The 22,245-nt window shown below is 55.2% G+C and carries 11 protein-coding genes; 8 read left to right on the forward strand and 3 right to left on the reverse strand.

Annotated elements, in window-relative coordinates; translation table 11 throughout:
• Positions 1-658 precede the first annotated feature (658 nt).
• Both L1D43_RS01490 and L1D43_RS01495 read left to right on the forward strand, forming a co-directional pair.
• Positions 659-5,776: a S8 family serine peptidase gene (locus tag L1D43_RS01490; RefSeq protein ID WP_275659036.1), complete on the forward strand. Its 5,118-nt coding sequence runs from the start codon at positions 659-661 to the stop codon at positions 5,774-5,776.
• 279 nt (positions 5,777-6,055) lie between these two features.
• Positions 6,056-7,720 carry a methyl-accepting chemotaxis protein gene (locus L1D43_RS01495; RefSeq protein ID WP_239849675.1) on the forward strand — a complete coding sequence of 555 codons (1,665 nt, stop codon included), beginning with the start codon at positions 6,056-6,058 and terminating at the stop codon, positions 7,718-7,720.
• A 191-nt stretch (positions 7,721-7,911) separates the two neighbouring features.
• On the opposite strand, the gene fdhF is transcribed toward L1D43_RS01495, so the two are convergent.
• Together fdhF and L1D43_RS01505 are read right to left on the reverse strand one after the other, a co-directional pair.
• The gene (fdhF, locus tag L1D43_RS01500) at positions 7,912-12,144 is read right to left on the reverse strand and encodes a formate dehydrogenase subunit alpha (protein ID WP_239849676.1); all 4,233 of its coding nucleotides are present in this window, start codon (positions 12,142-12,144) and stop codon (positions 7,912-7,914) included.
• Positions 12,145-12,439: 295 nt separating this feature from the next.
• Positions 12,440-13,420 carry a pentapeptide repeat-containing protein gene (locus L1D43_RS01505; protein WP_239849677.1) on the reverse strand — a complete coding sequence of 327 codons (981 nt, stop codon included), beginning with the start codon at positions 13,418-13,420 and terminating at the stop codon, positions 12,440-12,442.
• Positions 13,421-13,609: 189 nt separating this feature from the next.
• Between L1D43_RS01505 and prfB the strand changes: the two genes are divergently transcribed.
• The 3 genes from prfB to L1D43_RS01520 all read left to right on the forward strand — a co-directional run bounded on the left by prfB (position 13,610) and on the right by L1D43_RS01520 (position 19,273).
• Positions 13,610-14,708, forward strand: a protein-coding gene (gene prfB / locus L1D43_RS01510; RefSeq protein WP_239849678.1) for a peptide chain release factor 2 whose coding sequence is annotated in 2 segments (ribosomal slippage) — positions 13,610-13,684 and positions 13,686-14,708 — 1,098 coding nt in all. Because the reading frame shifts where the segments join, the coding sequence is not laid out codon by codon here.
• A gap of 12 nt (positions 14,709-14,720) precedes the next feature.
• Positions 14,721-16,223 (forward strand): lysine--tRNA ligase, encoded by a 1,503-nt coding sequence (gene lysS, locus L1D43_RS01515; protein ID WP_144203950.1) that lies wholly within the window; start codon positions 14,721-14,723, stop codon positions 16,221-16,223.
• Positions 16,224-16,792: 569 nt separating this feature from the next.
• Positions 16,793-19,273 (forward strand): bifunctional diguanylate cyclase/phosphodiesterase, encoded by a 2,481-nt coding sequence (locus L1D43_RS01520; RefSeq protein ID WP_239849679.1) that lies wholly within the window; start codon positions 16,793-16,795, stop codon positions 19,271-19,273.
• 69 nt (positions 19,274-19,342) lie between these two features.
• On the opposite strand, the gene L1D43_RS01525 is transcribed toward L1D43_RS01520, so the two are convergent.
• Positions 19,343-19,891, reverse strand: coding sequence for a pseudouridine synthase (locus L1D43_RS01525; protein WP_239851011.1), 549 nt, complete (start codon positions 19,889-19,891; stop codon positions 19,343-19,345).
• A 312-nt stretch (positions 19,892-20,203) separates the two neighbouring features.
• On the opposite strand from L1D43_RS01525, the gene nagB reads away from it, so the two are divergent.
• From nagB to L1D43_RS01540, 3 genes are all read left to right on the forward strand, one after another.
• Complete coding sequence (nagB, locus tag L1D43_RS01530; protein ID WP_239849680.1) at positions 20,204-21,010, forward strand: glucosamine-6-phosphate deaminase; 807 nt, start codon at positions 20,204-20,206, stop codon at positions 21,008-21,010.
• 278 nt (positions 21,011-21,288) lie between these two features.
• Positions 21,289-21,825 (forward strand): SRPBCC family protein, encoded by a 537-nt coding sequence (locus L1D43_RS01535; RefSeq protein WP_239849681.1) that lies wholly within the window; start codon positions 21,289-21,291, stop codon positions 21,823-21,825.
• A 17-nt stretch (positions 21,826-21,842) separates the two neighbouring features.
• Complete coding sequence (locus tag L1D43_RS01540; protein ID WP_239849682.1) at positions 21,843-22,160, forward strand: cupin domain-containing protein; 318 nt, start codon at positions 21,843-21,845, stop codon at positions 22,158-22,160.
• Positions 22,161-22,245 lie beyond the last annotated feature (85 nt).

Here is a 22,245-nt window from a genome sequence, read left to right on the forward strand (position 1 = left end):
CTGTAAAAATATATATAAGTGTACAAAATGCTACATGCCTTGGGAGGATTTTTCGAGTAGAGCCTTTAGGTTAGCGCTAATCGAGGCATTTAAGATCTGTCCCTTGCCAAGCTTAGCTGTGACTTTGTTGTATTCCCCCGTCATTCGCGTACTGCGTTTTTCTTCTTTTCGCTACAGCCACCCGTGTCGGTCGGCTGTACAGCTTGACTTGTACTGTGCGACTTGTAGCGCTCGACTTGCACTGAATGATTGAATAATCATGCTTGGTCATTTGCTAGCGCAGAAGCTCCTTCTATCATGTAGCAAGATGATCTCTTATCCCACTTGCCTCTTGAGCTTACTGCATTTCGACGCCTAGTTTGTAGTGATTTTGTTATCGGATGGCGTTTTTGGGGGAACTCGGGTTATTGTATTTAATTTATTGTTTTAATTGTGGTTGTCGTTGTTTTTAGGCTTTGGTTTTTCTGTGGTCTGACCTGAAAGTTGTAAAAATAATCCGCTGTTAACCAAATGTTTGTTTTTTAACAAAACTACAAAATGCTACACCAAAGCTATCCACATTAGTTAAGTCATCATGATTATATGTTAGTTCGCTGGTGAATAAGTATGCAAACAACAAGCTTCATCAGGGCATAACTACAAAAAAGGTGGAAGTTTCATGAGAGTGAAAACATTAGTAACAGCCGTGGCAGCCGCACTCTACAGTGCCGGTATGGCCCATGCGGCGATACAGCCGGGTAAGGTCGAAAGACTCGAGCCGTTGAAGATCACCGCCGAGCAGGCGAAAAAGCTCAACGCCGGTAGCACGCAAGAGGTTAACCTGTTGCAAAACGATGGTCTGAACGTACAGATCAGCCATCAGAACCAGAAGTTCGTCGCCGAAGAGGGGCTGACTGGCGAGCACGTCTATATCGTCAGACTCTATCAGAAGCCGTTGGCACAGGCGGGCGCGAGTCTGTTGGCGCAAGGCGGCGCCGAGCGTAGTTCGGTCAAGGGTAAACCAGGTGAGGCTAAGTTGTTTGTGGCCGGTCAGCCGGTTAACCGCGAGATTAAACAATACCGCGATCAGCTGCTGAGCGAGCAGCAGTCGGTCATTTCTGAACTGTCGGCCACTCTGGGCGATCGTCCTGTGCGTCAGCAGTTTACCAATGCGGTCAACGGTTTCTCTATGACCATGACCCAGGAAGAGGCCAAGCGCGTCTCTCAGATGGCGAACGTCGCCTCTGTTCGTCGTTCTAAGACCTATGATCTGCTTAGCGATGTTGGCCCAGAGCTGATTGGCGCCGACAAGATCTGGACCGGCACAGTGACAGACTCTGTACCTTACAAGGGTGAGAACGTGATCGTCGGTATTATCGATACCGGGGTAAACACAGACCACAGATCTTTTGCCGATGTGGGCGACGATGGCTATGACCATCAAAACCCATGGGGCGCGGGCCAGTATGTGGGCGACTGTCTGAAAGAGGGCTTCGAAGGCCTGTGTAACGACAAGTTGATCGGCGTTCGCTCATATCCTGTGATCACTGATAACTTCACCAGCGGTGTCTATGGCGATACGCGTCCGGCAGTGGGTGAAGATTACCAGGGACACGGCTCTCACGTGGCCTCGACTGCGGCGGGTAACGTGCTGCTGGATGTCGACTTTGTGAACCCGGCGCCGGGGGCGGTTAACGATGGCAACGTGGTGAAAGAGGCACTCTTCCCACGCATGAGTGGTGTGGCGCCTCATGCCAACATCGTCTCTTATCAGGTATGTCATCCTTCGAACGCATTAAACGCTGGCTGTCCGGGTGAAGCGCTTATCGCCGGTATCGAAGATGCCATCAGCGATGGCGTGGATGTGATTAACTTCTCTATCGGTGGTCAGGATTCTCACCCATGGAGCGACGATGTGGAACTGGCCTTCCTGTCGGCACGCGAAGCTGGTATCTCTGTGGCGGCCGCGGCGGGTAACTCGGGTCAGCCTCAGGGATATAAAGAGTATTTCGGTGCCATCGACCATGCCTCGCCTTGGCTGATGAACGTGGCGGCGAGCACTCACTCGCGCGAGATTCTGGTGGAGACCAAGCTTGTCGATCCTATGGGCGGCGCCGAAATGCCTCGCTGGAGCGAGATTGTCGGCGGTGCGGTAAACACCAGCTCGGTAACAGGTATGGTGGTGAAGGCCAGCGACTATGGTGACGAGTATTGTGGCGAGCCGTTCCCGGCGGGGACTTTCGACCTGACCGATTCTGGTGGAAACCCAACCGATGTGATTGTGGTATGTAAGCGTAACAGTCTTAGCGATCCTAACGGTATCGCCCGTACCGCCAAGGCCGACAACATCAAGGCGGGCGGCGCCGATGGCATGATCATGTACAACTATGCCAATGCCGACGCCATCGTAGCAACCGCAGCCTACTCTGTGCCAAGCATACATATCACCAAGCAGGAGTGGGATGGTCGCTGGGACAACGGCATGTCTGGTTACGGCCTGAGTGATTGGCTGACTAAAGGCAGCGACCATGTGTTGACCATCTCAGAGACGACGATAGATCGTGATCTGGATCCTGAGCGCGCCGACTGGCTGGCCGCCTTCTCGTCACGTGGCCCGAGCCCTTCGACGCCTGAAGCCCTGATCCCAGCGGTAGCGGCGCCTGGTGTAAATATCTACGCCGCCTTTGCCGATGAGCATCCGTTTGTCAGCAGTGGCGCATCCGGTGACTTCGCCTTCCTCAGCGGTACCTCTATGGCCTCGCCACATGTGGCTGGTGCCATGGCGCTGCTGAAGCAGGCTAAGCCGGACTGGAGTGCTACCGAGATCCAGTCTGCGCTGGCAATGACTGCCGAGAACAAGGTGCAATATCACAGACTCGACGATGAAAATGGTGATGTGGCACTGGCTTCGACCTACCGTGCAGGTACGGGTCGTATCAACGTGGCTAACGCCGCCAAGGCCGGTTTTGTCCTGGATGAGACTGCCGAGAACTTCAAGGCTGCCGATCCGCAAAATGGCGGTGCTGTGCACAAGCTCAACATTCCACAGCTGGTGAACTTCGAGTGTAAGCCACAGTGTCAGTGGATCCGTACTATCAAGGCGACAACCGCCGGTAGCTGGAGCGTGACCCATGATGACGTGATGAACTGGGCCTTCGATTCTCGTTCTCAGATGGTGCAGAATGGTGTGTCTATCAAGGTGACCCCGAGCGAGTTTAGCCTCGAAGCCGGTGAGACCATGGATATCGTGGTCGAAGCCTCAATCATGGATACCCAGGACTGGTTCAGCAACGCGGAAGTTGAGCTGCACTCTAACCTGATCTTCACCGAAACCACAGGCAATGCCTCAGAGGCCCACTGGCCAGTGGTCTTCAAGTACGACAAGAACGGTATGCCTGGACGTCTGGCGGCAACCGCGCATCGTAACGACGGCAATGTCGTCATTAAGGGCATCAACCTGCCTGAAGGTGATAACATCCACGGCCGTATCTTCGCGCCGGTCAAGGCCGATGTGAAGACCATTACCCTGCCAAAAGATGATGATGGTAACTTCCCATGGAGCGCATCGGGCGACATGACTGTGCCTATGGAAGAACGTCTGGATGAGGCGACTCATGTCGAGATGATCGATGTGCCAGCCAACGCCCGTCGTCTGATGGTCGAGTCTTTCGGTACTACAGAGAGTGAACTCGAAGGCACCCTGGATAAGGGTAACCTCTTAGTATTTGTGGGTAAGGACTACAACGGTAACGGTCAAGCGGATCCGTATGAAGAGCTACTCTGTGTCTCTAACCACATCCAGTACGACAACTTCTGTAACATCAACCAGCCGGAAGAGGGCCAGTACTGGGCGGTCTTCTACAACCCAAGAAAGGGCTCGGCGCAGAACAACTACTATGACGCCATGGAAGAGACCTTCCAGTTTGCGACTACGGTAGTGACTGACACTGTGGCGTCAAACATGAGCATCGACGTGCCAGCCAGCAATGGTCAGGACGCTGTAGATGTTCAGGTTAACTGGAACCTGCCTGAGATGGTTGAGGGCGACGTTTACTACTCGCTGATCGACTTTGGCAGTTCAGAGATTAACGCCGGCAACATAGGCAAGGTTGCCTTCAAGTTGGAACGTGGTATCGATGATGTGCATCTGGATGTACCGCAAACCGGTGCCCATCTGGGTGAGCAGGTGCCTTTCACCTTCGAGGTGCAGCCTAACGACAGTGGTATCGATCGCGCCTTCACCATTAGCGCAGATATCCCTGCAGGCCTGAGCCTAAATGTGGAAGATGTACTGACCTCATCAAAAGAGATAGTCACAGATATCACTTTAGAAGATGGCACTCTGACCATTAGCGGTATTCAGCCTAATACGGCGGATGTTGAAGCCAGCTATAACATAACCACTAACTTAGAAGATGCCATGTGCCGTACGCCGAACTTTGGCAACAGCAACCCAGGTGGCTATGTGAACCTCGAAGAGTTCCGTATCTACCCTATGTTCAGTGGTTTCGCGCCGGTGGAATACGATGCCAATGGTCGTGCCCTCACAGGTAAAGACAATAATATTCTTTACCGCAAGGGCATTGCGCTGCCAATCGACGTGATCTTTGGTGGTCGTTATGACAATTTCCATCTGTATAACAACAGCGAAAACCTCAACGTAGGAAAGCAGAATGCACTGGATATCCATGCTCACGGCATAGTATCGCTATGGGAAGGTCAACCTTTCTTCTTCCCATATCACGACATCTTCCCGTATAACAGCTTCCCATACGAGTCGATCGGCATGATGTGGCGTGGCTTCGAGGTGCTGGATGTCAATGCACCAAAAGCTATCCTGTCGGCACCACTGATCAACAACTTCAGCGAGCGCTCGGGTATCTCAATTGCCAGCACGCAAACTGGTTGGGCTATCTTGGAATACGACAATGCCCGTACATACCTGCCTGCGGGCCGCGATGCAAACCGCGTCTACCAGTGGGAAGAGCTGGATGACAGATTTGACTTCGAGCTGATCTTCAACGTCAATACCCGTCATGGTGACGGCGAGTACGAGATGATGATGGCCTATGACAATCTGGACTTCGGTTCACAAGATGGTCGCGGTTCTATCGGTGTGCAAGGGTTCCGAGGTGGGGTGTATCAGTATGGTCCTTTAGAGAAACTTCTTGGAGAGCAGTTCAGCTATGGTGAGCTGGATAAGAAGCTATCTGACGGTCTGGTGATCTGTTACGACTATGTGGGACCTGAGTCTTCACAGTTCGAGGTAACCGCCTGGACCAGTGTTAAGCAAAATGCCGCCGGTCAGGACCTGACGGTCAATGCCGTCAGCCAGGTCGAAGGCATGGCCGATATCAGCATGAGCCACACAGTTAGTGTTGCTTCTAACATCACCCTGGGCGCCATCGCCGACCAGAGTGTTACCGAGAACACGAGTCTGGAAGGCATCACAGTGATGTACGCCGATGAGCAAAACAGCGTTAATCAGATCACCGTTACCGGTGAGCACATTACCGCTGTGGTCGATGGCCATACTTCGGGCAGCGAAATCACCATCACACCAGAAGAGAACTTCTACGGTGAGGTTGAAGTGACGGTTACCGTGAGTGATGTGGAAAACCCGGCAGATGCGGCATCGACCAGCTTCATGCTGACGATCGTCTCTGACGGTGTCGAGCCACAGCCTGAGCCAGAGACAGAACCCGAAGTCGAAGAAAAAGACGACGGTGGTGCGCTCGGTTTCGCGGCTCTCATGCTGCTGATGTTTGCCGGCCTGCGCCGCAAGTTAGCACGCTAATCTTGAGAGCGTTCAGGCGGTTTGTCACTGAGCCGCCTGACAAATCGATAAACGCCTAGTGCCTAGCTATCAGGGCGATACCTAGGCAGAAACCAAAAAGTGAAGTGATTGCCAGTATTCCAGGGATGGAATGCTGGCTTTTTTTATGTTAGGTGGAAAATTTGAGTAACTTGGCAGGGATTATTGATCTACTACAATTTATCTAGCATTAGGCACTGACACTGGTACTTTTTAGCTATATTTTACTTACAAATGTAACAAATCCTGTTGGAGTTGGTCATGTGGCAATTAAAAATGAAGAATAAGCTGTTGGTATTTGCTCTCCTACCCCTAATATTAAGTTTTCTATTTTTAGTTTCAATTACCTATAACTTGGAATCCAATTCTCTCGAAGAGAATATGGCGACCTTCAAAGAGAGTCTCTACAAAGAGAGAAAGGCGCAGTTGCAGGAGCAAGTTCAGATAGCCCTCGAAATTGTTAACTATCAGATGAGTCTTGGCGAAGCCGGGGACGTGAATAAGGCGCTGCGTAATGTGCGTTTCGGCAGTGCTGGCTACTTCTTCATCTATGACTTTAATGGCATTAGCATTTTTCATGCGGTGAAGCCGGATCAGGAAGGCAAGAATATGATCGGCATGACAGATCCCAATGGTAAGAAGGTGGTGGTGGGGTTGATCGATACCGCTCGTCGTAGTGATGGTTTCTTCTCCTATAAACATGCCAAGCCTGGTGCGGTGGGCCTGGTACCCAAAATCGGCTACGCGGTGACGATACCAGGAAAGGATTGGATCTTAGGAACCGGCGCCTATACCGACGATATCGAGGCGCAGGTGGACAGCTACCGCGAGGTGATGACCCAGCACATGAACGACAAGGCGATGATGATCATGCTCTTCGCCCTGGTGCTGGTGGCTATTACCGCGGTAGTGATTCTGGTGGCAGCCCAGCGCATGGTCAATCCCATTCATAACATGGTGCAGAACCTCGAAGATATCGCTAAGGGTGAGGGGGACTTGACCAAGCGCCTCGATGTGCAGGGCAGCGATGAGATCGCCATGCTGGGCCGCGCCTTCAACCAGTTTGTCGATAAGCTACAGGGGATCATCAAGGATGTGGCCAGGGCCACGGTGGAGGTGAAGAGTGGTGCCGACAATATCTCCTCCCAGACCGCCGCCATGGCTCAGCAATTGATAAGCCATAACAACGAGACGGATCAGGTGGTCACGGCCATTACCGAGATGTCGGCGACCGCCTCTGAGGTGGCCATGAGCACGACTCAGGTGGCCGAGGCGACTCAGGCGGCGACCCAGGATGTGGGCAATGCTCAGGAGTGTGTCGACAGCTCGCTGCATGAGGTGTCGACCCTGATGGCCGAAATCGACATGGCGGCGGGACACATCAACTCGCTCAATGAACAGTCGCAGAAGATCAACAGCGTACTGACTGTGATAGGTGGCATCGCCGAGCAGACCAACCTGCTCGCCCTCAACGCCGCCATCGAGGCCGCCCGTGCCGGTGAGCAGGGGCGTGGTTTTGCCGTGGTGGCCGATGAGGTGCGCAGCCTGGCCAGCCGCACACAGGCCAGTACCTTAGAGATCAACGAGATGCTTTCCGAGCTACATAATCTGGTGTCGCTGGCGGTGAGCAGCATGGAGTCGAGTCAGCAGAGCTGTCATCGTTCTGTGACCTCGTCGCGGGCGATCTCAGACAGCCTGGGCGCGGTGACCTCGGCGGTGACCTCCATTAACGACATGAGTACCCAGATCGCCACCGCCGCTACCGAGCAGAGTTCGGTGACCGAGGAGATCAACCGCAACGTGTTTGCGATTCAGGAGATCGTCAACGAGCTGCTACAGGCCAGTAACAGCGCCTCGGATACCAGTCAGGGACTGGCCAACGAGGGCAGCAACCTGGATACCCTGGTAGGCCAATTTAAGGTTTAGGGGGGCTGTTTAAGGTATAAGGGGCAGATTAAGGTTTAGGGGCAGTTTAAGGCTCCGTGGGAGCTATGCCTCTGCCGAGTCAAAGGGCTAAAAAATAGAAAAAGGCCGTAACCTAAGTTACGGCCTTTTTTCATCAGTTTATCAGCTAGGCTTATCTGCCAGGACTATCAGTCTAGGCTATTCGCCGGGCATCAGGGCCAGCAGATGGCCTCGCTGGCCTTCTCGACCCTGACGGCGCAGATCTTAAACTCGGGGATCTTGGCCACGGGATCCAGCACATTGTTGGTCAGCTTGTTGGCCGCCGCCTCGGCGAAATGGAAGGGCAGGAAGAGCACCCCAGGCTGGGCGCGGCGTGTGACGAAGGCGGCGATGTTGATGCTGCCACGCCTCGTGGACAGGGTCAGCACGTCGCCGTTGTTCACCCCCAGGCGGTCGGCGTCGATGGCCGACATCATCACCCTGGGCGAGCCCAGGGTATTGAGGCCGTCCGTCTTGCGGGTCAGGGTGCCGGTGTGGAACTGCTCCAGCAGGCGCCCGGTGGAGAGGGTGAAGGGATAATCCTCACAGGGCAGCTCGGCCGGCAGGCGGTAGCCGACGGGCGTCATCTTGCCAAGCCCGCGGGTAAAGAGCTCTTTATGCATCAGGCGGGTACCCTCATGGCCAGGCTCTGGGCAGGGCCAATGCTTACCCAGCAGGCCTTGTGGCGTGCAGGGGTCTGTGTCATGCCATTGGATGCCGCGGTACTGGGGCGTGACGCAGGTCAGCTCCCGCCAGATAGCCTCTTCATCCTCATAGCGCCAATCGGCGCCGAGCGCCTTGGCGATATCTGAGATGATCTGCCAGTCGCGGCGCGCCAGCCCAGGGCTCTCGATGGCCGCCTGCAGACGCTGCACCCGGCGCTCGGTATTGGTGAAGTGGCCCGGCTTCTCGGCGAAGCTGGCGGCTGGCAATACCACGTCGGCCAGCTGGGCCGTCTCCGTCATGAAGATATCCTGCACTATGAGCAGCTCGGCCGACTCAAGCCCCTGCATCACATGGGCCTGATCGGGATCGCTCAGCACAGGGTTTTCCCCCATCACATAGAGGGCCTTGAGTCTGCCGTGGGCCAGGGCGTGCATCATTTCGGTGGCCGCCAGGCCTATCTGATCCGGTAGCCACTCCTGCTGCCAGGCTTGTCTGAAAGCGGCTTGCACCTCGGGGTCGGTGACCTTCTGGTAGCCGGTGAAGTAGTTGGGTAGGGCGCCCATGTCGCAGGCGCCCTGGACATTGCTCTGGCCCCGCAGCGGGTTGATCCCCGCGCCCTCGATGCCTATGTTGCCGCACAGCAGTTGCAGGTTGGCGATGGCGGTGACATTGTCATGTCCCGAGGTGTGCTGGGTGATCCCCATGGCGTAGTAGATGGCGGTCTTCTCTGCCGTGCCTATCATGCGGGCCAGCTGGGCTATCTCCTCTGCGTCGACGCCTGTGATCTTGGCAGCGTTACTCAGGCTGTAGTCGTCCTTCATCACCTCGGCGCGCAGTGCGTCGAATCCTTCGACACGGCGACTGATGTAGTCGCTGTCGTGCCAGCCCTGCTTGATGATCTCCTGCATGATGGCGTTGAGTAGCATGACGTCGCTGCCGGGGCGGTGACGCAGGTAGAGCTCGGCGCTGTCGGCGATGCTCACCCGTTTGGGGTCGGCCACCACCAGGCGGGCACCGTGTTGCTTCACCGCCTGTTTGATCTTGGAGGCGATGATGGGGTGAGCCGACTCGGTATCCGAGCCTAGGATGAAGATAAGGTCCGAGGATTTGATTGACGGAATATCATTGGTCATGGCACCGCTGCCCAGGCTTTCCTGCAGGGCCGTCACCGTAGAGGCATGGCACAGGCGGGCGCAGTGATCTATGTTGTTGGTGCCGATGACGCTTCTAAACAGCTTCTGGAACAGATAGTTGTCTTCGTTGGTCGCCTTGGCCGATGCCAGGCCCGCGATGGCGTTGCCGCCATGTTCTGCCTTGATGCGGCTAAGTTCACTGCCTATGTAGTCGATCGCCTCGGACCAGCTTACGGGCACCAGTTCACCTGCCTTGCGCAGCAGTGGCTGGGTCAGGCGTTGCTGGCTGTTGATGAAGTCGAAGCCGAAGCGCCCCTTGACGCAGAGCATGCCTTCGTTGACCAATGAGCGACTGTCGCCGGTGACGCGCTTTATCTCGTTGCTCACGGGGTCGCTGTGGATCACTATCCGGCAACCCACACCGCAGTAGGTACAGACGGTGGAGGTCTGTTTCGGCTGCGCCTTAACCCCCTGACGCTTGTCTCTGGCGTCGGTCAGCGCCCCAGTCGGGCAGACCTGCACACAGTTACCGCACTGCACACACTGGCTGTCGGCCATGGTGGCGCGAAAACCGGCGCGAGGGGCCTGTCGGATAGCTTGTTGGGCGTTCTCCTGAGGCAGGGCCAGGTAGCTGTCGGGCTCGAAGCTGATCGCCTTGTGGCCCGATTGTTGATGGCAGGCGCTGACGCAGGCACCGCAACTGATGCAGCGGTTGGGATCGAAGTTGATAAAGGGCGTACTGTCATCCTGAGTGAAGGCGCGGTGGCCTTGCTTGTCCAGCGCCGCGCCGTCGATGCGGTATTCTGTGGCATAGTCGCGCAAGGCGCACTCTGTGTTGGCCTGGCAGCCACACTCGAGACAGCGAGCGGCCTCCAGCATCGCCGCCTCATCGTTGAAGCCAAGTTCAATCTCGTCGAAATTGCTCAGGCGCTTGTCGATGGCCAGCTCGGGCATCTTGGCCTTGGCTTGCAACAGGCGTGCGGGGAAGTGGCGGGTATCTGGCTTCTTGTCGGTCTGTTTTTGCGAGTTAAAGGGGGCTGGCGTCAGCTCGCAGCTCAGCTCGCCGCTGAGCAGCTTCTCGATGGCATCGGCGGCCTTACGACCGTCGGCCACCGCGGCCACCGCCGTGGCCGGGCCTGTGCGCGAGTCGCCAAGCACAAACAGCTTCTCTACCCCGGATGACATGGTGTGCTCACAACCGGAGAAGGTATTCCAGCGTGTCAGCGCCACCTCGCCGCTCGAGAGCTGGCTCTCGGGATGGATCAAAAACTCCATGTCCGGGGTCTGGGAGACGGCCGGGATCACGGTATCGAAGGCCTCGGTAAAGGTCTCGCCCGTGGCCTGGGGAGAGCGTCTGCCCGAGGCATCGGGCTCACCAAGGCGCATCTTCTCGAAGGTGACAGCTTCGATACGGCCATTGGCGTCGCCATGGTTTTCGACAGGGTTGGTGAGGAAATGGAAGCGCACGCCTTCGTGTTCGGCCTCTTCTATCTCATAGGTTTCCGCCGGCATCTCGTCGCGGGTGCGGCGGTAGACCAGGGTCACCTCTGCGCCTTTACGCAGGGCGGTGCGAGCACAGTCGATGGCGGTATTACCTCCGCCGATCACCGCTACCTTCTTGCCCGTATGGTAGCGGTTGTCGGTGCAGTGATCCTTAAGGTAATCGACCCCGAGATAACAACCCTCGAGGTCCACCCCTGGGTAGTTCATGGGCACGGCTTTCTGGGCGCCGATGGCGAGACACACGGCGTCGTACTGATCGACGAGTTCCTTAAGGTGAATGTCGCGGCCGAGGCGGGTATCTGTCTGGATTATCAGGCCATTTTGGCACAGAAGATCTATCTCCCTGTCCAGGATCGCCTTGGGCAGGCGGTACTCGGGAATACCGTATCTTAGCCAGCCGCCCGCCTTGGGCATGGACTCGAAAATGGTCACCTCGTGACCTGCGTTAGAGAGGTAGTAACCCGCGCTGATCCCCGCCGGGCCGCTGCCTATGATGGCGACGCGTTTGCCGGTAGCGGGCGCCTTGGGCGGCACATAGGTGTCTTCACTGTCGAGATCAAAATCGGCGGCATGACGCTTGAGCTGACGAATCGCCAGGGGCTCGTCCAGCTTGCCACGGCGGCAGGCCGATTCGCAGAAGGCCGGGCAGACGCGGCCGATGGAGAGCGGCAGAGGCAGTGTCTGTTTGATCACCTTGACCGCCTCTCTGTGGTTGCCCTGGGCGATATGTAACAGATAAGACTGCACGTCTACCCCAGCGGGGCAGGCCTGTTGGCAGGGCGCCTCGCAGTCGGCGAAGTGATCGCTCAAAAGGTGTTTCAGGGCGGCCTGGCGGCGTTTGCTTAGGGCGGCAGAATGGGGGATCACCTCGAGCGGTGACTCGACCTGTGTCTTACAGGCCTTGACGGTGCGGGTTTCGCCTCGGCTGTCTCGCACCTCGACATAACAGAGGTTGCAATCTTGTTTGCCGGCGAGTTTGTCATCCAGTTGTTTGCCCAGATGACATAAATTTGGGATCGCTATGCCTGCGGCCTTGGCCGTGCTGAGCAGATCGTCGCCCCGGTTGGCTTTGACGACCTGGCCGTCGAAGGTGAGTTCTATCATGGTAGGGACCTTTTATTAGAATCTAAGCCTGAGCTCGACAGTCTTTAGTTTGGTAATCTTGAGCTCGACAACCTTGCTCTCGTTGATGGTTTTTATGGATTGCCTATGGGTAACAAGGCGTATCGGTAAATTAGCGAAACAAGGTTTTCTGGAGTATACCCAGAGCCTTTTTCACCACAGGTCTTAGTAGTGATTTTTTGTGCAGCATTTGCAGGGGTGCTCACAAATTGCGCTGGGTTTGTTGGCTTACGCCATGCTTTGAAGGGCTTGATTTGAGGCGGATCACACTTTGGGTTTAGCGGGTCATCTTCTTGACGAATACCACCACGAACAGGGCGATGGTAAAGCTGCCGGTGAAGGCCTCAACCGCGGCGATGGCGCGGGAATAGCCTATGGGGGTGAAGTCGCCATAGCCTAGCGTGGTGAAGGTGACGACCGAGTAGTAGATGCAATTGAAGAAGAGCGCCAGGTTGGTGGTGAGATCGTTGTGCCAGTTGAAGACATGAATATTGCCGTCATAGTTGAGGCCAGTAAACAGGTAGAGCAGGGCGCAGACGAAGATGAGCCCCATGGAGAAGCCGATCACCCGGGTGGGGGCCTCACCATAGCCGCAGAAGATGTCGATCATCTTGGAGAGGATGCGCGAGTAGCTGTATTTGGGCATCTGATGGCGGCGCATGGTGAGCTCTTTACGCAGGTAATCGCCGCCCATGGCAAACAGCCCCTCCCGCTCGGCGGCCTTACGCAGATCTCGGTAGATCTCTTCGGCCTGCTCGAAGTAATCCAGGGCGATCTCGGTTTCGCCGACCCTTTCCGCCTCGTTGGCCAGTCGCTCCTGTTTGAGCACCTTGCCTGTGTTGATGTTCTCTATCTTGGCGCCGTTCCACTTGATCCCCAAGAGATTTGTACCCACTAGGTTGGCGCAGTGGACGTTGGCCTCACGTAGATCTGCCTTCATCAGGCTGGCGTGTTGCAGGTTGAGGTTAAACATGTGCGCCCCCTGCAAATTGGCGCGGTACAGCTCGGCGTGGCTCATGTCGAAGCCTGTCTTCTGATGGTGCCTCACCAGATCGATGCCGGGCAGGTTGGCACGCTTGAGGGAGATGCCCCGCAGCATGCCGCCGTTGCGGGCGAAGGCCTCCAGACGGGCGACATCTTCCGGCTTATCTTTAATGATTTTAGGATCATGCCAATAACAGAGCCCTGAGGCTTCGGCTGGCTCGGTGCAGGAGAAACCTTCGTCTTCGTGATAGCAGCATTGGTTCGTCTGTTTCATATTGAACATTATAGCCAGCCTGTCGAAAAGGGGCGGGGATTCTCCCGTCGAGTCATTGGGAGCAATAATGCTGTTTTTTGCGATGAAATTCGCTCAATAAGACTGAGTGTGCCCCTATGCGAATTGGGGCGATTGCGTTAAAATACCGCGTTTGCATTCCTGCCAATCGAATTTTAAGTAGAAAGAGTCATGTTTGAAGTAAATCCGGTTAAATTTAAAATCAAGGAGCTGGCCGAGCGCACCCAACTTCTTCGGGGGTATCTTTGACTACGATGCCAAGAGTGAGCGTCTAGAAGAAGTCAGTCGAGAGCTAGAGAGCGCCGACGTTTGGAACAATCCCGATAATGCTCAGGCCCTGGGTAAAGAGCGCGCCTCTCTCGAGGCCGTGGTCAAGACCATAGACGATATGGACAGTGGCCTAGAGGATGTGGAAGGCCTGCTGGAGCTGGCGGTCGAAGAGGAAGATGAAGACACCTTCAACGACGCCAACAGCGAGCTGGCTGGTCTAGAGAAGCGCCTGGAAGAGCTGGAGGTCCGCCGCATGTTCTCGGGTCCGAACGACGCCTCTGATTGCTACCTTGATATTCAATCGGGTTCTGGTGGTACCGAGGCTCAGGATTGGGCCAACATGGTGCTACGTATGTATCTGCGCTGGGGCGAAGCCAAGGGCTATAAGCCAGAGCTTATCGAAGTCACCGACGGCGATGTCGCCGGTATCAAGGGCGCCACCATCAAGTTTACCGGCGAGTACGCCTTCGGGTCGCTACGCACCGAAACCGGGGTACACCGTCTGGTGCGTAAGTCGCCGTTCGACTCCTCGGGTAAGCGTCACACCTCGTTCTGTTCTGTGTTTGTCTATCCGGAGATCGACGACTCTATCGAGATCGATATCAATCCGGCGGATCTGCGCATCGACGTCTACCGCGCCTCGGGCGCTGGTGGTCAGCACGTTAACCGTACCGAGTCTGCGGTGCGTATTACCCACTTGCCGACCAATACCGTGGTGCAGTGCCAGAACGATCGTTCACAGCACAAGAACAAAGACACGGCGATGAAACAGCTGAAAGCTAAGCTGTTCGAACTGGAAATGCATAAGCAAAACGCCGAGAAGCAAGCCGCCGAAGACGCCAAGTCTGATATCGGTTGGGGCAGCCAGATCCGCTCTTACGTGCTGGACGATGCCCGTATCAAAGATCTGCGTACCGGCGTGGAAAACCGTAATACCCAGAGCGTCCTCGACGGCGATCTGGACAAGTTTATTGAAGCTAGCCTGAAATCTGGCCTTTAACGAGAGAAGAAGATGACTGAACAAACTCAAGACGAAAACAAGTTAATTGCAGAGCGCCGTGCCAAGTTAGATCACGTTCGCGCTTCTTGCCCTGCTAACGGTCACCCGAACAACTTCGATCGAAAACATAAGGCTGCCGACATCCAGGCCGAGTATGGTCAATACAGCAAGGAAGAGCTGGAAGAGATGAATGTCCAGCGTTCTATCGCCGGTCGTATCATGGCCAAGCGTGGCCCCTTCCTGGTGATCCAGGATGTGAGCGGTCGTATCCAGGCCTATGCCGGTAAAGACGTTCAGAAAGATCTTAAGGCCAAGTATCAAGGTCTGGATATCGGTGACATTATCGGTGTTACCGGCCAGCTGCACCTGTCTGGCAAGGGCGACCTCTATGTCAACATGGAAGAGTACCAGCTACTGACCAAGGCGCTGCGTCCGCTGCCTGAGAAGTTCCACGGCCTGACCGACCAGGAGACCCGCTACCGTCAGCGTTATGTAGACCTGATCGTGAACGAAGAGTCACGTGCGGCCTTCATCATGCGCTCTAAAGTGGTAACCGCTATTCGTAACTTCATGGTAAGCAAAGAGTTTATGGAAGTGGAAACCCCTATGATGCACAGCATCCCGGGTGGTGCCTCTGCGCGTCCTTTCATTACTCATCACAATGCGCTGGATATCGAGATGTACCTGCGTATCGCGCCTGAGCTATACCTCAAGCGTCTGGTGGTAGGTGGTTTCGAGCGCGTGTTCGAGATCAACCGTAACTTCCGTAACGAAGGCCTGTCGCCACGCCATAACCCAGAATTCACCATGATGGAATTCTATATGGCCTATGCCGACTACAAAGATCTGATGGATCTGACCGAAGAGATGCTCTCGTCAATCGCCAAAGATCTGCTGGGTGATACCAAGCTGCCATATGGCGATCACACTATCGACTTCGGCGGTCCATATGAGCGTCTGAGCATGCTGGATGCGATCAAGAAGTACAACCCAGACAACGAGACGATTCAGTCTATGACCTATGAAGAGGTTAAAGACGTCGAGTTTATGCGTAACCTGGCCAAGAGCCTGGGCATGACTATCGAGAAGTTCTGGACCTGTGGTCAGCTGCTGGAAGAGATCTTCGGTGAAACCGCCGAGCCTAAGCTGATGCAGCCTACCTTCATCACTGGCTACCCGGCAGATATCTCGCCGCTGGCCCGCCGTAACGATGAGAACCACTTCATCACCGACCGTTTCGAGTTCTTCATCGGTGGCCGTGAAGTGGCCAACGGCTTCAGCGAGCTGAACGACGCGGAAGATCAGGATAAGCGCTTCAAGGCGCAGGTAGATGCTAAAGACGCGGGTGATGACGAAGCCATGTTCTACGACGCCGACTACATCACGGCGCTGGAGCACGGTCTGCCGCCGACTGCGGGCCAGGGTATAGGTATCGATCGTCTAGTGATGTTGTTTACCAACACTCACACCATTCGTGACGTGATCCTCTTCCCGGCAATGCGTCCTCAGGGATAAGCCATTACGCCACACTAAAAACCAGCCTCAGGGCTGGTTTTTTTATCGCTATCGATTGGAGGCTAAATAACCATCCGAACAGAAGTTTTAGATTAAATCACTGATAATCTATCCTATTTTTAGTGTAAGATGGCTTAAGTTTCTCCACGAGCCATTTTTTGTCGCGGTTCGTATACTTTTGTTAATTTAGGGTTAATTTTCTAGCGTTTGTGGGTGTCTATTAGCATGAATAGACGATATGCTTGCAAATAGCGAAGGGAAGATGGGAGAGTGCTAGGGCCTGTTGACCTTTTGAGAACAATTTTTGTTCTAATTGAGCACGTTCAAATCGCGGCATGAGGCTTGAAGTATAGTTGTTCTATATAAAAGCCGAGTAACAAAGAGTTGAACGTGCTCAAGACGAACCCTGCGGGCAGCGTCTGTATCATTTTTCTACTGCGTTATCGCTCATTGATGTAGCACACCACATTACAATCGCTCTGCCTTGTATAAAAGCGATACAGAATACTGCAAAAATGAACGCGAAAGATAAACAGGCCCTTGTTCACGGTCACTCTCGGAGAAGGATAGTGATAGATATCAAGATTCCAGATGATGCATTGCAAGAATGGCAGGAAGCGCTAGAGACCCTAGCCCTGGCATTTGACGGCAGTCTTTTTTTGCTGGCCTTAACCGCGACCGATGGCCTGACACCTATGCTCAGCCTGTGCGACGACACCGAGACACATCGCCAGAGTGTGAATCAGCTTTGCGCTCAGGGACTCACCCTGTTTCGCGACTATATCGAACATCCCCATCATCCCCGTGAACCTGTCGATGTCGGCGGTATCATACTGCATCCGCTCTTCTGGCCGTCTCAGGCCCTCTTCGGCACCCTGTGTCTGGTGCCCAACGAACAGCCTCATCATGACAAGCAGCTAGACGTCTTAGTCAAACTGACCTGCCAGTCAATGCAATATGGGCTGGTTAACCTATACCAGGACCATCGCCAGCAGTTGCTGCAACTTGCCCCGTCAGAGACATCTAATGTGGACCTGCAGCTCTTTATCGATAGCCTGCCTGAGCATGTATGGATGAAGGATGTAGCGGGGCGCTATGTGCTGATCAATCACAGTGTCGAGGTGGCCTGGGGAAGAAGTCGGCAGGAGCTGCTTAATCGCACCGATGATGAGATCTTCTCCCCCGAGGTGGCCGAAGAGTTTGTGCAGGGAGATTATGAGTCTATCGTGCGCGGCGTGCAGGTGACGGCTGCCGAGTGCGAGGCTAAAGATATAGACCAGTCCAACTCCTGGCTTGAGACCACTAAGGTCCCCGTCGTCTCATCCGATGGCACCCTCGAGGGGGTGATCGGCATCTCCCGTAACATCACCTCCCATAAGGCGGCCCAGGAACAGCTGGAACTGGCCGCGAATATCTTCGAGAACTCGGTGGAAGGCGTGGTGATCACAGATGCCAGCGGCAATATCGTCGAGGTTCATGGTGCCTTTACCGAGATCACCGGCTACAGCCGTGAAGAGGTTTTGGGCGAGAACCCACGCATCTTGAATTCCGGCCGCCACGACAAGGCCTTTTTCGAACGCCTGTGGCAATCCTTGCTGACCAATGGCAAGTGGCATGGCGAGATCTGGAACCGGCGCAAGAGTGGCGCCATCTATCCCGAGCAGCTGACCATCAGCTCCATGTATGGCGACGACCACCAGGTGCGCTATTTTGTCGCCGTGTTCGCCGATATCTCGGCGCAGAAGCAGAGCGAGAAGGAGATGGCAAGGCTGGTGTATCACGACCCACTGACCAAGCTGCCCAACCGCCTGATGCTGTCGGCCAACCTGGAACAGGAACTGCGCCACGCGGCCCGTGAAGAGACGCAACTGGCGCTGATCTTCATCGACGTGGATCTGTTTAAACATATTAACGATAGCTATGGTCATGTGACCGGCGATGCCATCCTAATGGAGGTGTCCAGGCGCCTGGAGCAGAAGCTGGGCGAGGAAGCCACCTTGGCCAGGCTAGGTAGCGACGAGTTTATTGCCGTACTGCCCCATGTGGAGAGTGACGATAGTGTCTCCCTCATGGTGAGTCGGCTGCGCGAGGCCTTCGATGCGCCTTTCCTGCTGGATGATAAAGGCAGTGTGCGCCTGACCGCCAGCATGGGCGTGGCCATCTATCCCGGCGACGGTGATAGTGGCGACACCCTGCTGCGTAACGCCGATACCGCCATGCACAGGGCTAAGGCCAATGGCCGCAACAACTATGCCTTCTATACCCAGTCCCTGACTCTGGCGTCGGTAGAGCACCTCAAGTTGCAGAGCGCCCTGCACGATGCCATCAGCAAGGATGCCTTCTATCTGGTGTATCAGCCCAAGCTGGCATTGGGCACTGGCCAATGTGTCGGCTTCGAGGCGTTGCTGCGTTGGGAAGACCCGCAACTTGGGCTGATCTCGCCTGCGGTGTTCATCCCTGTGGCGGAAAATATTGGCCTGATCAACGAGATAGGCCTCTGGGTGCTGAAGCAGGCAGCCGCTCAGGGTGCATTTTGGCTGGCCGAAGGGAAAACCTTCGGGCGGATATCTGTGAATGTGGCTGGGCCTCAGTTGCAACAGAAGCAGTTTTTCACTCAGGTCAAACAGGTGCTCGACGAGACGGGCTTGCCGCCCGAGTATCTGGAGCTCGAGGTGACCGAGAGCTGCATGATGTCCGACCCACTGGCGGTGATCGAGGTGCTAAAACAGCTGGGCGAGCTCGGCGTCGAGCTGTCGGTGGATGACTTCGGTACCGGCTATTCGTCGCTAAACTATCTGAAACGCCTGCCCATACATAAGTTGAAGATAGATCAGTCTTTCATTCGCGATATCCCAAGAGACGGCAACAACACGGCGATTGCTAAGGCAGTGATCGCTCTCGGTCATGCGCTGAACCTCTGCATCATAGCCGAAGGGGTCGAGACGCCTGAGCAGGCGGCCTTCCTGGAAGCGGCGGGATGTGACCAGGCCCAGGGCTATCTCTACAGTAAGCCCAGGGTGGTCGATGAGCTGGATGAGTTTCTTGGCTAGACGCAGATTGAGTGCTCGTTTCGGCGCTTGAGCTAGCTATTAAGCTAGCGTTTGAGTTAGCGCTTAATGCTAGCCGAGCGTCCTAAGCGGGCGAACCTCGCCCGGCTGTAAGGTTCCCAAGTGAATATCGCCGATGCGCACCCTGACTAACCTGAGGGTGGCAAAGCCTACGGCGGCGGTCATCTTGCGTAGCTGACGATTCTTGCCCTCTGTGATGGTGATCGCCAGCCAGCTGGTGGGGCCGTGACGAGCATCCCTGATCTTGCGCCCTCTGCCTAGCAAGTTAGGTGCCAGCGCCAGCCTCTGTGCCCGGCAGGGCAGGGTAAGGTATTTTTCACCCTTGATTCCTATCTCAACTCCCTCGCAGAGACTGGCGATAGCCTGATCGGTGATCTCGCCATCGAGCTGCAGATAGTATTCCTTCTCAATCGACTTGCTGCGCACCGCATGGCTGGTCTTGCCGTTTGTGGTCAGCAGCAGTAGCCCCTCTGAATCATGATCCAGCCGACCGATCGCCATGATACCGCTTGGAAAGTCGGCTAGCTCGCCCAGCAGGGGCTTACGTTTGCGCCGCTCGGCGACAAACTGGCTCAGGTAGCCATAGGGCTTGTAGATCATGAAGTGCTGGGGCTGAGTGTTATCTTGCGCCTCTGTGCTTGTATGTTCTGATGACCCAGGTGCTGCCTGCATGTGCGTCTGATTGGATGTCTGATTGAGCGTCTGATTGAGGGGTACTGACATAGGTTTCTCTGTGATAAAGGGCTGAGCTAGCTTACCACGAATGGCGTGTTGATTTTACCATCAGATTAATAATGACAACGCTGTCATTTGTGGTTATAGTAATGTTAATTTCTCTTGTCGCCGCTCAGCTGTGATGCTGACAGGCGTCGAGAGAGCGTGTTAATTACCAGGGCCGAGACGAATCAAATCATGCAAATTGTTATTCTAAGAGACAGCGACGAGGTGGCCGAATATGGCGCCAATCTCATCATCAATCAGCTTAAGCGTAAGCCGGACTCGGTCCTGGGACTGGCGACGGGATCGACCCCTGTATCCCTCTATCAGCGTCTGGTTGCGGCCAATCAGGCGGGCACGGTCTCCTTCGAGGGCGTGACCAGCTTTAACCTGGACGAATATCTGGGGCTGGAGGGCAGTCATCCCCAGAGTTATCGCTACTTCATGAATAGCCAGCTGTTTGATGCCATAGATATCGATAAGGCCAACACCCATGTGCCGCCTGGAGATGCCGAGGATCCCATCGCCGCCTGTGAAGCCTATGAGGCGCAGATCCAGGCCGCTGGCGGTATCGACATTCAGCTGCTCGGCATAGGGCGCAACGGGCATATCGGCTTCAACGAGCCCTCATCGGGTTTGATGTCACGCACCCGGGTGAAGACGTTGACCAAGGCGACCATTGAAGATAACGCCCGCTTCTTCGGCGAGGGGGAATATCAACCCCACCTGTCGATCACCATGGGGATAGGCACTATCCTAGATGCTAGAAAGGTACTGCTGCTGGCAACCGGCGAGAGCAAGGCCGAGGCGATTCGCGCCGCGGTAGAGGGCGCCCTAAGTGCGTCCTGTCCCGCATCTGCGCTACAGCTGCATCGCGACGCCGTGTTGGTGATCGATGAGGCGGCGGCATCTAAGTTGGCCGACAAGGCGTTCTATCGTCATATCGAGGTGGAAAACCAGCAGCTGCAGGCAAGACTGGCCGCACTGAAGGTCAATCGCTAAGCTCTGTTCACTCAGGCCAGCCTTACTTAAGTTAGTCTCACTCTGCTGTTTATCGTCGAGTGTTGTACGTCGGTGTAAAGCGCGTCACCATCTGTGATGCGCTTTTTTGTTTATGTGGGGAGAGCTGGCGTCGCAACGCCTTGTTAATTATCCACTCTTGTTTCATTTTAATCGTGCGATGGCTTTCCTGTCGCCGCAATCTTGACTATGTTATGACAAGTAGCGCAAGCCCTGAGCAGATCTTTGGGGCAGCTTGTGCCAGTCCTAAGGAACTCGTCATGCTAAAGAAACTCTTGATACTCGTGTTGCTGCTAGCCTCGTCGCCCTTTATTGCCGCCCTCTTTATCGAAGAAGATTATCGTGTGGATACCCAGGTCGTCATAGATATACCCAATGAGCAGGTGTTCGACTTCCTGAGAAGGCTCAAAAATCAGGATCAGTTCAGCGTGTGGGCCAAGATGGATCCGGCCATGGAGCAATACTATCGCGGCGAGGATGGTACTGTGGGGTTCGTCTCCGGCTGGCGCAGCGATAATCCCGATGTGGGTTCGGGCGAGCAGGAGATCATGGCGATCTTTCCCGGCAAGCGTATCGAATATGAGCTGAGATTTAAGACACCCTTCGAGGCGGTCTCGCCCGCCTATATCACTACCGACGCCCTGGGGCCGAATCAGACCGAGGTGCATTGGGGCTTTAGCGGCCACATGGCCTATCCAATGAATATATTGCTGCCGCTGATGCAGGTGGATGCCATGGTCGAGCGGGATCTCAGCCAGGGGCTGAGTAACCTCAAGACCCTACTCGAGAGCAAGTGAACCTGAGGGAGATGGCGATGGAAAAGCACAACTTCTTTACGTCTTTGCCGGAGGATCTAACCCTAGAGGCGTTCGAACCCTTGGTGGAAACTGGCGGCGTGTTGATCGAGCGAATCGTCTCTAAGGCCCACCGCACGCCAGAGGGGCAATGGTACGATCAGGACAGAAACGAGTGGGTCATGGTGCTTAAGGGGGAGGCGACCTTAGTGTTCGAGGGCGCCGAGGTGGTGCACCTTAAGGTGGGCGATCACCTTAATATTCCTGCCCACTGTCGCCACAGGGTCAGTTGGACCAGCGAGCAGGAAGAGACTATATGGCTGGCGGTGCATTATTGAGTATATGGCGACCGGCATTAGTTAAAGCCGAGGCTCGAGTGGTATCTGAGCCTGATGAATGGCTGGCTTGGTGAAAAAACGCGCG

It is taken from the genome of Shewanella sp. Isolate8, from assembly GCF_022398495.1.
In the GTDB taxonomy this organism is placed as follows: Bacteria; Pseudomonadota; Gammaproteobacteria; order Enterobacterales; family Shewanellaceae; genus Shewanella; species Shewanella aquimarina.